The sequence below is a fragment of the Paraburkholderia sp. Ac-20342 genome, assembly GCF_017104985.1.
Classification (GTDB): domain Bacteria; phylum Pseudomonadota; class Gammaproteobacteria; order Burkholderiales; family Burkholderiaceae; genus Paraburkholderia.
Map to the genome: position 1 here is coordinate 1 of NZ_JAAGPQ010000089.1, position 15,459 is coordinate 15,459.

The 15,459-nt window shown below is 67.0% G+C and carries 9 protein-coding genes; all 9 read right to left on the bottom strand.

The window, feature by feature from the left end; all coding sequences use genetic code 11:
• The coding region (gene tssM, locus G3N58_RS27205) for a type VI secretion system membrane subunit TssM (protein WP_206000730.1) at positions 1 to 2,512 on the bottom strand (2,512 nt) is incomplete at its 3' end.
• Positions 2,513 to 2,558: 46 nt separating this feature from the next.
• Positions 2,559 to 3,848: a DotU family type VI secretion system protein gene (locus tag G3N58_RS27210; protein WP_206000732.1), complete on the bottom strand. Its 1,290-nt coding sequence runs from the start codon at positions 3,846 to 3,848 to the stop codon at positions 2,559 to 2,561.
• 23 nt (positions 3,849 to 3,871) lie between these two features.
• On the bottom strand, positions 3,872 to 5,206 hold the full coding sequence (tssK, locus tag G3N58_RS27215; RefSeq protein WP_167285820.1) for a type VI secretion system baseplate subunit TssK: 1,335 nt from the start codon (positions 5,204 to 5,206) through the stop codon (positions 3,872 to 3,874).
• Positions 5,207 to 5,241: 35 nt separating this feature from the next.
• Positions 5,242 to 7,239, bottom strand: coding sequence for a type VI secretion system-associated FHA domain protein TagH (gene tagH, locus G3N58_RS27220; RefSeq protein ID WP_206000734.1), 1,998 nt, complete (start codon positions 7,237 to 7,239; stop codon positions 5,242 to 5,244).
• A 55-nt stretch (positions 7,240 to 7,294) separates the two neighbouring features.
• Complete coding sequence (tssI, locus tag G3N58_RS27225) at positions 7,295 to 9,286, bottom strand: type VI secretion system tip protein TssI/VgrG (RefSeq protein WP_167285608.1); 1,992 nt, start codon at positions 9,284 to 9,286, stop codon at positions 7,295 to 7,297.
• Position 9,287: 1 nt separating this feature from the next.
• Positions 9,288 to 9,677: a DUF4280 domain-containing protein gene (locus G3N58_RS27230; RefSeq protein ID WP_206000736.1), complete on the bottom strand. Its 390-nt coding sequence runs from the start codon at positions 9,675 to 9,677 to the stop codon at positions 9,288 to 9,290.
• Positions 9,678 to 9,736: 59 nt separating this feature from the next.
• Complete coding sequence (tssH, locus tag G3N58_RS27235; protein ID WP_206000738.1) at positions 9,737 to 12,493, bottom strand: type VI secretion system ATPase TssH; 2,757 nt, start codon at positions 12,491 to 12,493, stop codon at positions 9,737 to 9,739.
• A gap of 4 nt (positions 12,494 to 12,497) precedes the next feature.
• Positions 12,498 to 13,577: a type VI secretion system baseplate subunit TssG gene (tssG, locus tag G3N58_RS27240; protein ID WP_167285610.1), complete on the bottom strand. Its 1,080-nt coding sequence runs from the start codon at positions 13,575 to 13,577 to the stop codon at positions 12,498 to 12,500.
• Positions 13,562 to 15,457, bottom strand: coding sequence for a type VI secretion system baseplate subunit TssF (tssF, locus tag G3N58_RS27245; RefSeq protein ID WP_206000746.1), 1,896 nt, complete (start codon positions 15,455 to 15,457; stop codon positions 13,562 to 13,564). The genes tssG and tssF overlap by 16 nt, the downstream gene beginning before the upstream one ends.
• Between the last annotated feature and the right edge of the window lie 2 nt (positions 15,458 to 15,459).

Consider the following 15,459-nt stretch of genomic DNA (forward strand, 5'->3'; position numbering starts at 1 on the left):
GCTTCTTGGCCGCGTCGAGCTTGCCGCTCAAGGCGGCGACGCCCTGCTGCGCGAGCGAGCCGGCCGGCGCGCCGTTGCCCAGCGTGGTTTCCTGCGCCGCGGCCAGCATCAGCGAGCGCAGCGGCGAGTCGGCCGCCGCCAGCAGGTTCGCCAGGCGCGCGCCCTGGTCCACACCGTTGAACGGCACCACGTCGATATCGCCGAGCAAGGCATCCCATTGGCGGATGTACTCGTCGTAATAGAGCCGCGTCATGCCGGCCTTCAGGTCGTCGAGACCATTCGGCGTCAATACGGATTCCTCGCGTCCCAGCACCCAATCGTCCTTGGCGATATCGAGCACCGCCGCGTCGCGCAACTGGACGAACTTCCGGTAACCGGCCCGCGTATAAGCGCCCGACACGCCACGCGTCAACGGCGCGCCGCTCTTGCGCACCAGCACCAGCGCGGCATTGCGCCCAGCGGCATTGGCAACGCTGAACTCCGGCAGCCTGCTCTGTTCGAGATCGCGTTTGACGCGGTTGAACAGGCGCTGGGTCAGCGGCATCTTCGCGAGCGTCGCCCGCGCCTGCGCGATCAGGTCCTTGTCGAGCGGCAGCGACGCATCGAAGCGCGCCGGCTGGAACAGCGCCGCCAGATGACCATCGATATCGTTGCGCTGCTCGTCGCTCGCATCGCGCAACGGTCCACGGCGCCAATCGACATCGGCCCACAGGCGCACCGAGTCGGCGTCATAGTGCAGCGAATCGCCGAGCATCAGGTAGGCGCGCAGTACTTCATACTGGAAGTCGGGATTGTTCGCGTCGCCGCGGCGCAATTCGTCTTCCATGCGGCTCACCACGAGCGGCAGCAGCGTCTGCCGCAACAGCCGCCGATAACTGGTCTGCGCTTCGAGGCCGAGCTTGTCGCCTTGATAAAGGCCGAGGCGCGACAGCCACGGCACGCTTTTATCGCGGTCCGCATAACCGCCGGGCAGATCGCGCGCGGCATTGAGCAGCGGCAGCAAGGCCAGCGGGTTGTCGCTGGGCTGCGTGCTCTGCGCGAGCTTCTGCAATGCGGCCACATGCTGCTGCACCTTGGCCACGTAGGCTTCGTTGCGCTGATAGCTGACGAAAAACAGCACCAATGCCAGCACCGCGACGACCCCGATCGCCGCGAGCGCGGCGCGCTGGAACCACGCGCGGCGCCGCTCCAGTTTCTGGTTCACGCCCGCGAGCCCGGCTTCCTCGAAAATCACGTTGCGCAGCAGCTTCGTGATGAAGTACGCCCGCCCGCTCGCCGCATCCGGCACGACGACCTGTTGCTGAAAACCGAGCGCCGAGGCCACCGCGCTCATTACGCGGTCGATCGGCCGGCCTTCCTGGGTGCCGCTCGTGAAATACACGCCACGCAGCAGCGCGGACTGCTCGAAACGGGACGTGCTGAAGGTTTCGTTCAGAAAGCTCTTCAGCATCGCCTGCAACCCCGCGAACTGCTGCGGGAATCCATAGACGAGCGCGCGCCGGTGCACGTCGGTCTCGCGCTGCATGCGATTCAGCACGCGCGCCTGCAACTGCTTTTCGAGTGCCTCGAATTCGGCCGGAAACGCGGCCAGCGCGTCGTCGGGCGAGCCCTGCTCCGTGTAGGGGAACGTCATGCCCCAGACCTGTTCGCGCTCGTCGCGGCCGAGGTCGTCGAAAAACTCGGCGAAACCGGCGAGCAGATCGCATTTGGTCACGATCACGTAGACCGGAAAGCGCATGCCGAGCTGGCCGTACAGTTCCTTGAGCCGTTCGCGCACGGCCTTCGCCTGCTGGTCGCGCTGGGTGTCCGACAGTTGCAGCAGATCGCGCGCCGACAGCGCGACGATCACGCCGTTCAGCGGCCGGCGTGGCCGGTATTTGCGCAGCAGTTGCAGGAAACCGGCCCAGCCGGCCTGATCGGCCTCGGCGAAACTATCCTGGGTGGTAAAGCGGCCCGCCGTGTCGAGCAGCACCGCATCGTCGGTGAACCACCAGTCGCAATTGCGCGTGCCGCCCACGCCGCCGACCGACTGCTTGCCGAGCCGGTCGGCCAGCGGAAACTTGAGCCCCGAGTTCAGCAGCGCGGTGGTCTTGCCCGTGCCGGGCGCGCCGACGAACATGTACCACGGCAATTGATAGACATACTGACTACCGAAGCGGCCCTTGACCCGCGCCTTGCGCAAGGTCGCCATCGCCGCCTCGAAACGCTGCTTCAGGGCCGCGATGTCGGCCTCGGATTCTTTCTTGCCGGGCGCGGGCTCGTCCGTTCCCTGCGCCACCACGCGCGTGAAGCGGACGTTCGCGAGCCGCATCGCGAGCCAGCGCACGGCCCAGTAGAGCGCCCACAACAGCAGCAATACGACGATCACGACCCAGCGGCTGCCGGTGCTGTCGAGCGGCTCGTGACCGGCATACGCGACGAGCGGCCCCTCGACCCAGACGATCAGCGACAGCGCGAGCACGCCGAGCAGCGACAGCACGATGGGCCGTTTCAGCCAGTTGAAGATTTTCATGCCCGGCTCCTCTGTGCCTTGCGCGACGAACGTCTCATCAGGTTCTTCACGATGCCGCTCCCGGCGCCAGCACCGTGATATCGACGCGGCGGTTGCGCGCGCGATTCGCGGCGGTGTCGTTGGGCGCGATCGGTTCGGCATCGCCGCGCCCTTCGGCGCTGAAACGGCCAGGCGTGCCGGCGCGGGCCGCGAGCATGTCGCGCACCGCTTCGGCGCGCGCCTGCGACAGATGCCAGTTCGACGGGAAGCGCGCGGAGAAGACGCGCTGATTGTCCGTATGACCGGCCACGACCACATTGCCCTGCACGGCCTTCAAGGCATCGCCGATCCGTTCGATGAGCGGCACGAAACCCTCGGCCAGATCGGCGCTGCCCGACGCGAACAGGCCGTCGCCGTTGATCGTGACGACGGTCCGGTCGGGCAACTCGGCCACGCGCACGAGACCGCGGGCGATTTCCGGCGCGAGGAACTGCGACAGCTTCGGCGCAAGCTTGGGCGCGGCCGCGAGTTTCGAGGCCAGCGCGGGCGCGGGCGCGACCCGAATCCCGTGCAGCGCTTCGAATACGCGGTCGGACATGTCGTTGAGCCGGAAGCTCAGCACCAGATGAACGACCACGAGCACGAGGCAGGCCACCGCCGCCGCGACCCACAAGGGCACCAGTTGCAGCAGCGGCTTGCGCTCGACCTTGACCGGCAGCCAGTGCGGCGACAGATCGCGCTCGGCCGCGCCGCGCTGGCCGCGAATCATCTGTTCGAGGCGTTCGCGGATCGTGTCGAGCTGCGTGCGGCCGCCGTCGATCAGACGGTAGCGTCCTTCGAAACCGAGGCCGAGAATCACGTAGATCAGTTCGAGCACGTCGACATTGCCGGCGGGGTTCTGCGCGAGACGCTGCAGAATCAGGAAGAAACGCTCGCCGCCCGAGGCCTCGTTGTGGAACGTCACAAGCAGGCTGCGGCTGCCCCACAGGCCCGCGCCCCACGGCGTGCTGGCGATCGCTTCGTCGAGGAAGGTGCACAGGCAATAGCGCGAGGCGCCGAGCTTCTCGTCGTCGATGCCGTTCGCGCGGCCCTGGGCTTCGAAGTTGCGCATCATCTGCATCAGCTGGTTGCGCAGGTCTTCGACGTTCGGATGCGTCGGCAACTGGCGCAACGGCAGCGCCAGTTCGATCAGCGGGTTGGCCGCGCGCAGCAGCGGATTGAGCCCGCCGCCCGCGGGCAGCATCGGTGCGGGCGCCGCCGCGGCCGCCATGAACGCGGCCCGCGCGCCGCCCGGGGTCGGAATCAGGATCGTCGCGCCGGGGTCGTCGGCGGGACCACGCAGTTCGTCAGGAGTCACGATGAACGTCCTCAATCAAGGTATCAGCGGCGAATCGCCCAGAATTCCATCGCGAGACCGGGAAATTCGCCGGCGACGTGCAGCGCCATGCCGGCGGAACTCGCGAACTGCTTCCACAGCTCGTTGCCGCGATCGAGTTCGAAGTAGGTAAAGCCCGCATGAAACGGCAACTGCCGGGGCGCCACCGGCAACGCGCGCAGGCCGATGCCCGGCAGTTGCAGATTGACCAGATCGCGAATGCGCTCGATCGGTCCGATCTTCACCTGCGGCGCGAAGCCGGTCAGGATGTGCTCGGCCGGCATCTGCGCGCGCACCGCGAGCACGAAGGTGGCACCGGCAAACAGCGTCTTGTCCGGCACGATCGCCACGCGCAGGCCGAACTTGCGCTCTTCGAGCGGGATCGCCACCGCGTGCGGGTCCATCACCATGCTCAGCGACGCGCGGATATCGTCGATCACCGGCGCGAAGGTCTCGCGCAACCATTCGTGGCGATACACCGGATACGCGGGCGGGCGCTTCGACGCCTGGCTGAAAGTCGCCAGTTCGCCGGCCAGTTGCACCGCCACCTCGTAGAGCGCTTCGGGATGCAGACCGGTCATCGTCGAGAGATGCGAGGCCAGCGGCTCGTGACGGTTGATCAGCTGCAACAGCAGGAAATCGGCCACTTCCGCGACGCCCGTCACGCCGGGCTGCGCGAGGCGGCCGGCCAGCGCTTCGCCACGCTGATGCAGCAGGCCCACGAGATCGTCGACGAAGGCGCCGAGGCGGCGCGCCACGCGATAGTCGAGACACGGCGGGCTGTAGTCGTTTTCGAGCACGACCCGGTTGTCGGGCAGGCGTTCGAGCACGCGCGCCACGCCCAGCGCCGTGTAGGCGTTCGCCACGTCGGGGGCGAGCGCGAGGCGCACCCGCAGTTTGCCGATCTGCATCAGCGCCGCGCCGGCGTTCGGATCATTGCTGTCGCTCACGTCGAGTTCGGCGATACGGTGGCGCGCGAAGTTCTCCTCGCTCGCCTCGTTGCCGGTTTCGGCCACGCCCGGCCGGCGCACCGGCAGCGCCAGTTGCACCAGCACGTTGCGGGTGCCCTCGGGAATGTCGAGCGGCTCGGGCAGGTCGTCGTCGGCGGGCAGATCGAATGGCGTGCCGTCGGGCAGCACACCGGCGCAGGACAGCAGCGCGAGCTTGCCGAGCTTGAGCAGCGGCTCGTCGATCTCCAGCGCGGTAAAGCCCCAGCTATACGGACGCAGGCCGGCGGCGCGCGTCTCCAGTTGCCGCTGCAGATAGCGGTCGTGCTGCTGCAAATGCTGGGGCTGCAGAAACATCCCCTCGGACCAGATGACTTTGCTATTCCAGGACATGTTGTTTCGTTCGAACGTTTTTGGGTGGGATCGGCTCAAGGTTTCGGCTGACGTGCGCGGGCCGCGTGCAGTTCGTCGATCTGGGCCTCGTACGCGTCATTGAACGCCTGGCCGAAAAGCTTCTGGAAGTCGTCCTCGGCTTCGCGCGCGACGGCGCCCTGCAAGCCGACGAACAGGTCCCATAGCTTCGCCTTGCGGTTCGACAGCACTTTTTCGAAGGCGCCCGGGTCTTTCAGCTGCGCTTCGATCGAGGCGGGATCGAAGCGGCCCAGCACATGCGCGAGCGCCGCGCGCATGCCGGCCAGCACGGCGAGTTCGTGCGCCTCGATATCGTCGAAGGCGCGCTTGAGCGCTTCGTCGGGCGGCAGATAGCCGGCCGTGCGGCCGGTCAGCATCTGCGCCAGCGCGCTGTCGACGTCGGGGAAAAATTTGAGCGGGTTGTTGTCGCGCGCGACGATCACGGTCGTGTCGAGGCGGGCTTCGCGTTTGGTCATCGAGCGGGCCCGCAATACCGCCATCGTGCCGCGCAGTGCTTCGCGCAACATCGTGCCGATCAGGCGCGCGAACTCCGGCCCGGGCAGATTCGGCGCGCACGAGGGGTCGAGGCCGAGTCCTTCGAGCAGGGCCTGGAAGAGCACGGCGCGGTCGTCGCTCGTGGCACCGGGGGTGTCGTGGCGGGTTGGGGTTGTCGGGGCCGCTGGGGTTGCTGGGGCCGCGGGGATGGCAGGCGCGGCTCGTGCGGCGGACATCGCGGGCTGCGCGTTGCCTACTACGTCTTCGTGGATGGCCTGGGGCCGCGACGCTTCCGGGACCGGCAGCGGCACCTCAGGGAGCGGCGACGGCGCGGCAACGGATGACGTCTCCATCTCCAAGAGCGAAGCCGGCTGCGCGGCAAACGGCACATCGGGCTGCGCGGCTGGCGTTGGGACCGGCATCGGAGCCACCGCTGGCGACGGCGCGGGCACGGGCACCGGCGTCGCCGCGGGCATCGTATGCCGCACGCTGGCGGCCTGCGGCGCGACCACGGGCACGACCACCGGCACCACCGGCGCCGAGGGTGCCAATGACGCCGACTGCGCAACCGACGGCAACGGCATCGACGGCGTTCCGAACAGATCGTCGAACGGGGTCATCGCGGCACCTGCCGGACCGGGGTCCAGCAAGCCCGGAGGCAAGCCGGTCGGGCCGCCCAGCGGCGCAGTCGGCAGCGCAGCCGGCGCGGGCCACGGCGCCATCTCCGGCGACGCATGACGCTGCGCGCTCGCATACGACGCAGCGCCCGCCTGCGCGGGCGTTTCCCACTGCGCCAACGCATCGGCGAGCGGATCGTAGTCCGCCGGAATGCCACCGGCGGGCGCCGCCGCGCCTTGATCCTGGTGCGACGACTGGCTCGACGACGGGTAAGACGGCTGACCCGGCGGCTGAATCAGCGGCTGACTCGACGGCGGGCGCGGCGCCTGCGCCTGCGGCACCGCAAACGCCTGCCACTCCGGCGATACATGATCGCTCTCCGAGCCCGCGAAGCCCGGCCGCGACGAAATCCGCTGCGCTTCGCCGAAGCCCGGCTGCCCGAGCGGATCGAGCGCGCCGAGCCGCAGCGCGTCACCTTGCGAATCGGCCGGCAGCGGACCACCGAGCACCTGCGCGGCGCTCAGCGGATCATGCCCGCCCGTCAGGCCGCCCGTCAGACCACCCACCCCTGCCGCCGGCTCGCCGAGCGACACTTCGAGCAGATACGGGCCGATCAGCAGACGGTCGCCGTCCGCGAGTCGTGCCTCGCGCGTGCCGCCGAGCGCGCGCTGATTCAGCACGCTCGGATTGCTGCCCAGATCGCACAGCAGGTAGTCGCCGCCGCGGAACTCGATGCGCGCGTGAACGCGCGAGATCGCGCGCTGCTGATCCGGCAGCACCAGCGTGCAGTCGTTGGCCCGGCCGATCGTGCCGCCCGCCGGGCCGAACGCGATCGCGATCGGCTCGGCCAGCGTCTCGTCGTTGAACCGCGCAACCCGCAGCGAAAGAATCGGATAGTTCACTTGACTCCCCACAACCGGTCCGGTGCATCACTCACGGCATCAATCACGGCATCACTCACGATTTGATTTTTTTGGTGCCGTCGTCGGCGTCTTTGGGCGCGGTCGGCGCGGTCGGCGACGAGCCGCTGCCCGAGCCCGCCGAGCCGCCCGAGTTGAGCAGGATCGGCGTGCCCGACACCGCCACGCTCGCCGGGCCGATCACCACGAAGGCGCCGCCCGCCTTCAGCGTGATGCTCGCGCCCGCCTCGATCACGACGTTCATGCCCGCCTTGATATGGATATTCATGCCGGCATCGATCGCATAGTCCATGCCGACTTTTTCCTGCAGCTTCTGCCCGACCTTCAGCGACGCATTGCCGTCGACCTCGGCGTTCTGGTCGCCGGTCACGGCATCGTGGCGCGCACCCGTGATCGCGATGAACTCGTTGCCGGTCACCTTCAGATGCCGATCGTTGCCGACGTTGTTCAGCATGTCGTTCTTCACCCACGTCTCGTGATCCTTCTCGGCGTGGAAGAACAGTTGCTCGCTGCCCTTGTCGTCGTCGAAACGCATTTCGTTGAAGCCGCCGCCGCCCTTGGTCGAATTGCTCTTCAACGTCGAAAACATCTGATTCGCCGGCAGCGCGTACGGCGGCATCGTATTCGCGTTGTAGACGCAGCCGGTCACGAGCGGCCGGTTCGGGTCGCCCTCGACGAATTCGACGACCACTTCCTGACCGATACGCGGCAGAAAGAACGTGCCCCAGTTCTTGCCGGCCCAGCTCTGCGAAACGCGTACCCAGCAGCGCTTCATGCGCGCGTCCGCATCGGCCGGCGGCGCGAACTGCTCCCAATGAAACTGCACCTTGATGCGGCCGTATTTGTCCGTGAGAATTTCCTCGCCGTCCGGGCCGACCACCACCGCGGTCTGCGGGCCCGCCACCACCGGCTGCACGGTCAACCGCTCCGAGCGGAAGTGGTTTTCCTTGCGCAACGCGGTGAAGGCGCAGTCGAAGAACGGCAGCGACGGATCATGGCGCACCGTCGATACATAGACATCCGAATTGATCTCGTACGTCGCGCTGACCACCAGATAATCGTGGTTTTGCGCGTCGCAGGCGTGATGTTCGAGCTTGAACTGGCCGCCCGGCCAGATGCCGCGCGCGCTCGAACGGCCCGAAATGCTGTCGTTGCGCGCCTGGCGAATCTCGATGCCGACCTTCGCGTACCGATCGCCGTCGCCGGATTGCACGTGGCCGCTCAGGTGCTCCTGCATCGTGTACACCGGCGGATCGTAGACTTTCGGCCGCGTCGCGCGCGACAGCAGCCCTTGCTGGTTGCTCGACGAAGGCTTTTCGAAATCGTAGTCGTTGACTTCATACTTGCCGGTCTGCAATTCCGCGCCCGAACTCCACGCATACACGCATTCCTTCTCGTTCGACGGTTCGTGCCACGCATCGTAGGAGATCGTCGCATAGTGCTCGATCGGCGCGTGCACGTCGCTCGAATCGGTCAATACCAGCGTATGCTTGCCCGCCTTGTGCTCGAAGTAGTAGTAGATGCCCTCGTGCTCCATCAGGCGGCTTACGAAAGCGAAGTCGGTTTCGCGGTATTGCGCGCAGTGCGGCAGCGTCGGATAGCTCGCCTGGCATTTATTGCTGAGGTCGATGCTGTAGTCCTGCAACACGCCGGTCACGATATCCAGCACGCTTTTTTCGTGGAAAAAGCGGCTGTGCGACGCACGCGTGAGCAGCCACAGCCGCGGACGCACCACGGCTTCGTAGCGCGCCATGCGGTTGCGCACGCTGTCGCCTGGCGCGACGATGCGGAAGGCCGTGACGATCCCGTTGAATTGCCGCTCGCCGTCGCCGGGCAGCGACAGCGCGATCGAGATGTCCTGCCCGAGCAGATCGGCGGCTTGCAGATCGTTGCGCTGGCTCAGCAGATCGAGCCGCCATTCGCAGAGGCGTCCCAACTCTTCGGTGCCGCTCAGGTGCAGAAACAGCAGGTCCTGGCCGGCAGGCGCGCAACTGACGGTGACGTGGCGGTTCTGATTTTGCGTGGTCATGTCACGGAATCATCGTCTTGACGGTCGCGGGATTGACGATCGTGACCACCCCGCCCCAGTTGCACATGCAGGTCGAGACGTTATCGAGCGACGGCTGGTTGCCGAGCAGCACGGTCGGCGCGCCGGGCGCCCACGGCGACAGGGTGGCCGGGATGCACGGCATCGGCGTCAGCACGCCCAGCGCGGCGGCCGTCGCGGCGGCCACCGTCGGATTGGCGGGCGAGCTGCACATGCCGAACGGCATGATGTTGACGAGCGGAATGTGATCCATGATGTTGGCCGCGGGCGGCCCTTCGCCCATCACGCGATTGACCGGCAGCACCACGAGAGACGAAGGCGCCGCGCCGAACGAACATTGCAGCGTTGCGCCCATGCTGACTTGTTGCGGCATAGAAAGGCACTCACCATGCGAAGTAGCCGAAAATCCGCGCGAACGTCGCGTCGGCCCGATCAATCGAACGTATAGAGAAACTCGCCGTCGCGCGCCCCGATCTGCACTTTCGCGACCGCGCTGCCGTTCATCATGCGCGTCAGGAATTCCGTGCTGATGCGCGGCAACAGCGTGTTGGTCAGAATCGCATCGATCATGCGGCCGCCGCTTTCGAGCTCGGTGCAGCGGCTGCCGATCAACTTCACCACGTCGTCGTCGTAGCTGAACGGAACCTTGTGCGAGACGCGCAGGCGCTTTTCGATCCGCCCAAGCTGCAGGCGGATGATCGCGCCGAGCATCTCGTCGGAGAGCGGGTAGTACGGAATCACCACGACACGCCCGAGCAGGGCCGGCGGAAACACCTTGAGCAGCGGCTCGCGCAGGGCCTTGGCGATGCCCTCGGGCTCCGGCATCAGTTCCGGGTCCTTGCACAGGCTCGTGATGAGGTCCGTGCCCGCATTGGTGGTCAGCAGGATCAGCGTGTTCTTGAAGTCGATCACGCGGCCCTCGCCATCTTCCATCCAGCCCTTGTCGAACACCTGGAAGAAGATTTCGTGCACGTCCGGATGGGCCTTCTCGACTTCGTCGAGCAGCACCACGCTGTACGGACGGCGGCGCACCGCCTCGGTCAGCACGCCGCCCTCGCCGTAGCCGACATATCCCGGCGGCGCGCCCTTCAGCGACGACACCGTATGCGCCTCCTGATACTCGCTCATGTTGATCGTGATGACGTTCTGCTCGCCGCCGTACAGCACCTCGGCGAGCGCCAGCGCGGTCTCGGTCTTGCCGACCCCCGAAGTGCCGGCGAGCATGAACACGCCGATCGGCTTGTTCGGATTGTCGAGACCGGCGCGCGAGGTCTGGATGCGCCGCGCGATCATCTCGGTCGCATGCGCCTGACCGATGATGCGCCGGTTCAGATTCTCCGCGAGCTTGAGGACGTTTTCGATTTCGTTGCGGACCATCCGGCCGACCGGTATGCCGGTCCAGTCCTGCACGACGGAAGCGACCGCCTGCTGGTCGACGGTGGGGAGAATCAGCGGGTCTTCGCCCTGATGCTGCGCGAGTTGCGCCTGCAGCTCGCGCAGTTCGGCGAGCCGTGCCTCGCGTGTGGCGGTGTCGCCGGAAGCGCCGGTTTCAGCCGCTGCGTGGTTCGCTTCCCGCTCTGCTTCGTTCGCCGCGCCGGCCTGCGCCGCGCCTTCCACCTTGCCGGTCTCGCCGCGCAATTGCGCGCGCAGATCGAGAATCCGCGTCACCAGTTCTTTTTCTGCCTGCCAGCGGGCGTCGAGCGTGGCGAGACGCGCCTGCTCGGCGGCGAGCTTTTCCGCGGCCGCGGCCTGACGCTCGCGCGTGTCGACACCCACCGCATTTTCGCGGCCGATGATCGCCAGTTCGGTTTCGAGCGCCGCGATACGCTTGCGCGAATCGTCGACCGAAGCCGGCGTCGCGTGCTGGCTGACCGCCACGCGCGCGCAGGCCGTGTCGAGCAGGCTGACCGATTTATCGGGCAACTGGCGCGCAGGAATATAGCGATGCGAGAGCCTCACCGCCGCTTCGAGCGCTTCGTCGAGCACCTGCACCTTGTGATGCTGCTCCATCGTCGAGGTAACGCCGCGCATCATCAAAATGGCCTTGGTCTCGTCCGGCTCGCTGACCTGCACGACCTGGAAGCGCCGCGTCAGCGCCGGGTCCTTCTCGATGTGCTTCTTGTATTCGGCCCACGTGGTGGCCGCCACCGTGCGCAGCGTGCCGCGCGCGAGCGCCGGCTTCAGCAGGTTCGCCGCGTCGCCGGTGCCAGCCGCTCCGCCCGCGCCGACCAGCGTATGCGCTTCGTCGATAAACAGAATGATCGGCTTTTCCGAGGCCTGCACCTCTTCGATCACCTGCCGCAAGCGGTTCTCGAACTCGCCCTTCATGCTCGCGCCCGCCTGCAGCAGACCGACGTCGAGCGTGCGCAACTGCACGTCGCGCAACGACGGCGGCACGTCGCCGGCCGCGATGCGCTGCGCGAAGCCCTCCACCACCGCGGTCTTGCCGACGCCCGCCTCGCCGGTCAGGATCGGATTGTTCTGGCGGCGGCGCATCAGAATGTCGACCACCTGGCGGATTTCCTCGTCGCGCCCGACGATCGGATCGAGCTTGCCGTTGCGCGCCTGCTCGGTCAGATCGGTAGTGAAGCGCCGCAGCGCTTCCTGCTTGCCGAGCGCAGCGGCCGGCACGGGACCGCCTGCATCACCCGCATCGGCGCCCGCGCCCTGCGCGCCGCCCGCCTGAAAACCGTCGCTCGCGCTCATCGCCGCTTCCGGCGACTCGCGCAGCAGGCTGTCGAATTCGTCGACGAGCGCCTCGAGCTTGATGCGCTCGAACTGGCGCGAGATGCCGTACAGGCTGTTGCGCAGCGACGGCGTCTTCAGCAGCCCGACCACCAGATGGCCGGTGCGCACCTGCGACTCGCCGAACATCAGCGAGCCGAACACCCAGCCGCGTTCGACGGCTTCCTCGACCTGCGAGGAAATATCGGTCACCGAACCCGAGCCGCGCGGCAGGCGGTCGAGCGCTTCGGTCAGATCGCGCGCGAGGCCGGAAGGCTCCAGTCCATAGTGCTTGACGATGCGGTGCAGGTCGGAGTCCTGCAGTTGCAGGATCTGATGGAACCAGTGCACGAGCTCGATATAAGGATTGCCACGCAATTTGCAGAACACGTTCGCGCTTTCGATTGCGCGGAATCCGAGCTTGTTCAGCTTGCCGAACAAGGCTGCCCGTTTGATCTCGGCCATATGGCTATTCCCCCGATGATGTCGATGATGGCACCGCAGAAGAAGACGGCGCACGCGCCGCCGCGGCAATCCGTGAACGGCCATCCGGCGCGGTCGGCTGCAGCACCAGCTGGCGCTGATCGCCTTGCGCCGCCTGGCCGAGCGTCCAGGTGGTGTAACCGAGCCGCGTGTGACGCCCGAGTTGCAGACGCGGCACGTCTTCCTGTCTGAGCACGAGCCGCAGGTCCCAGTCGAGCCCGTCGCGCGCGTAGTTGCGCACCCAGTCGACGAGACGCTTCAGGCTCTCGCCGCCCGGCAGAAAGCGCTCGTAATCGGCGCGGCTCAGCGGTCCGATGACGATGCGAAACTTATGCTGGCAATCCCACGTGCGCGTGCCGAGCAGCGTCGCCACGCCGAGCGCGGCGCCGTCGGCCGCGCCCAGACGCAGCAGCGAACCGGCGGGCAGCGTCATCCAATGGCCGACCCACTGCTCGATCTCGACCGGCAGGTTGAAAAAGCGCGTCAGGACGAGCTTCAGCCCCGCGGCCGGACGGGTCGGCCCGGCCAGCAGACCGGCGAAGTGCAGCTTGGCGAAATCGGGCACCGCGTCGCGCTCGCGCAGCGCCGGCTCGCCGAGCCCGAACAGGCTGCCGACATAAAAGGAAAAGCGGTCGCGCCCCGGTCGGTCGAGACTCACGGCCGGCTGCGCATTGGCCCACGCGCGGTAGAACAGCGTCACCATACGGTGATGGAAGACGTCGAGAAAACGCGCGAAGGTCGGGTCGCCCGCATTGCGCGCACGATCGCGCGCGTATTCCGTCAAGTGCGTGGGCAGCGGGCCGTGCGGTCCGAACAGGCCGAAGAACTTGACCGCGAGGCGCGCGGCATGGCGTTCGCCGGCCGGCGTGAAGGCGCCGAGCGAGGTCGGCTGGAACACCAGTTCGGGTTCCTGCACGAAACGGATCGCGTCGTCGCGCGGCTGCATCGACTCGCCCACGCGCGGCTTGTCCGGATACGCGTTCTCCAGCAGCCGCACGACCTGGAAGAAGTCGAAGCGGCGCGCGTCGTCCTCGAGCCGGCGCAGCAGCGTCAGAGCGTCCGGCATTGTCCGACCCTCGCTGGCCAGCGCATGATCTCGCCGCGGGAAAGCGTCTTCACCACGGTCTCGGTGAACGAATTGATCGAGACGTATTGCGCGAAATAATGCGCGAGCACGGCGCCGAGCAGAAACGCGCCGGCGCCTTCGAACGCGGCTTCGTCGAGCGTCAGCGTCACTTCGAGACCGCGGCCGAACACGATCGGTCCGGCGCATGGCAGGCGGCGCGTCACCGAGCGCGCATCGATCGAGCGCACGCCTTCCACGAGCCGCTGGCTGGCGATATCGTCGACGGGACAGTAGAGGCTCAGCAGATCGCGCAGCGCGCGGGCGCCCTCGCGCGCGTCGTTGTCGAGCAGCGACGCGTAATTCAACGACAGGTGGCTCAACAGCCGCCACGCCACGGCCCCATGCGCGTACGACGGCAGCGGCCGGCTCGGGCCGCTCACGCAGCGCACGCTCTGCACCGGCGCTTCGACGTCGAGCGTGAAATCGGCGGGGCCGACCCCGACCGGCATCGTCAGGGGCAAGTCGCGATTGGTGCACAGCACCTGCAAACCGAGTTGCCGCAGGTCGGCGCGAAACGGCGCATTCTTCGCATCCACCAGCGCAATGTACATCTCGCTGCCGAGATAGCTGCTACGCGGTCCGCGCTCGTGCTGCCGCGACGAGGGCAAACGCTTCTCGCGGCGCACCTGATAATAGGCGCCGGCCCGATACGTGGCGCCGAGATCGCGGGCGTGATAGAACGGCTCGAACTGCTGCTCGCCGCCCGCGCTCGCGCTATAGCCGGTCGCCGTCTCGATCCGGTAGATCTCGAAGTCCATCGGCCGGGTGCGATCGGCCACCACGTGATATTCGAACTGCTCGTCCGAGAGCGCGATGCGATCGGTACGCTTCGCAAACAGGTTGATCGCGGGCGTGCAATGCAGCGCGAAATTGCCGGCGTCGAGCGACTGTTCGAGCTGCGGATCGCCACGCTTGAGCAGCACGACGACTTCGAGCTCGGTCTCCGCGCAACGGCGCAGCGCCGCCTGCAAGCCGTCGATCGTGAGAAACATGAAGCGCTGCGGAAAAGCGAAGTACTCCTGCAGCAGACGGTAGCCCGGGAACGACTGGCCGCTGAGCGGCAGCAGCGCTTCGTCGTCGGCAAAACCGAGCGGGCGCAGCGCGCTCGCCGGCAACTGCACGTGCCATGCCGCCGGACGTTTGGCCGGCAGCACGACGATGCCGCTCACCGAACCCAGCAGACGCTCGTGAATGCGCGTGGCCATGCCGTCGGTGCCGCGCAGATACAGCGTCAGCCGGTCGAGCTTCAACTGGTTGAATTTCAGGCCGCCGGTCGCGCGCAGCCGCAATCTGAGGCCGGCCTTGATGGCGCCGCCGCCCGCCATGCTCGCCGGCAGCGCGCTGTCGATGCCGCCGAGCGAACCGGTATGCGTAAAGAAGCGCGCCTCGGCGATTTCGAGCGGCCAGAGCGCCAGTTCATGGGCGCTGCGGTACTCGCAACGCGTCGAACCGTTCTTGTCGAGCACGCTGCGCAGCGCGCTGCCGCGTGGAATGCGCACGCCTTCCGCGAGACTCGAACTGCTCAGGTCGGGCTGGATCTGCACCACGGCCATCGACGGCGTCGGCGCGAGGTAATGCGGGTACACCAGTTCGGCGAGGTGCTGGGTAAAGCGCGGAAACTCGTCGTCGATTTTCAGTTGCACGCGCGCCGCGAGAAAACTGAAGCCTTCGAGCAGACGCTCCACATACGGGTCCGCGCATTCGAGACTTTCCATGCCGAGGCGGCCGGCGATCTTCGGAAATTCGCGCGCGAACTCGCCGCCCATCTCCCGTAGATGCTGCAGTTCCTGGCTGTAGTATTTGATCAGGTCGGGATTCATGG

What these genes read in the sequence shown, in the direction of transcription:
- tssK (WP_167285820.1), bottom strand. Translation starts at nt 5,206, where the DNA reads ATGTCCTGGAATAGCAAAGTCATCTGGTCCGAGGGGATGTTTCTGCAG.
- tssI (WP_167285608.1), bottom strand. Translation starts at nt 9,286, where the DNA reads ATGACCACGCAAAATCAGAACCGCCACGTCACCGTCAGTTGCGCGCCT.
- G3N58_RS27230 (WP_206000736.1), bottom strand. Translation starts at nt 9,677, where the DNA reads ATGCCGCAACAAGTCAGCATGGGCGCAACGCTGCAATGTTCGTTCGGC.
- tssH (WP_206000738.1), bottom strand. Translation starts at nt 12,493, where the DNA reads ATGGCCGAGATCAAACGGGCAGCCTTGTTCGGCAAGCTGAACAAGCTC.
- tssG (WP_167285610.1), bottom strand. Translation starts at nt 13,577, where the DNA reads ATGCCGGACGCTCTGACGCTGCTGCGCCGGCTCGAGGACGACGCGCGC.
- tssF (WP_206000746.1), bottom strand. Translation starts at nt 15,457, where the DNA reads ATGAATCCCGACCTGATCAAATACTACAGCCAGGAACTGCAGCATCTA.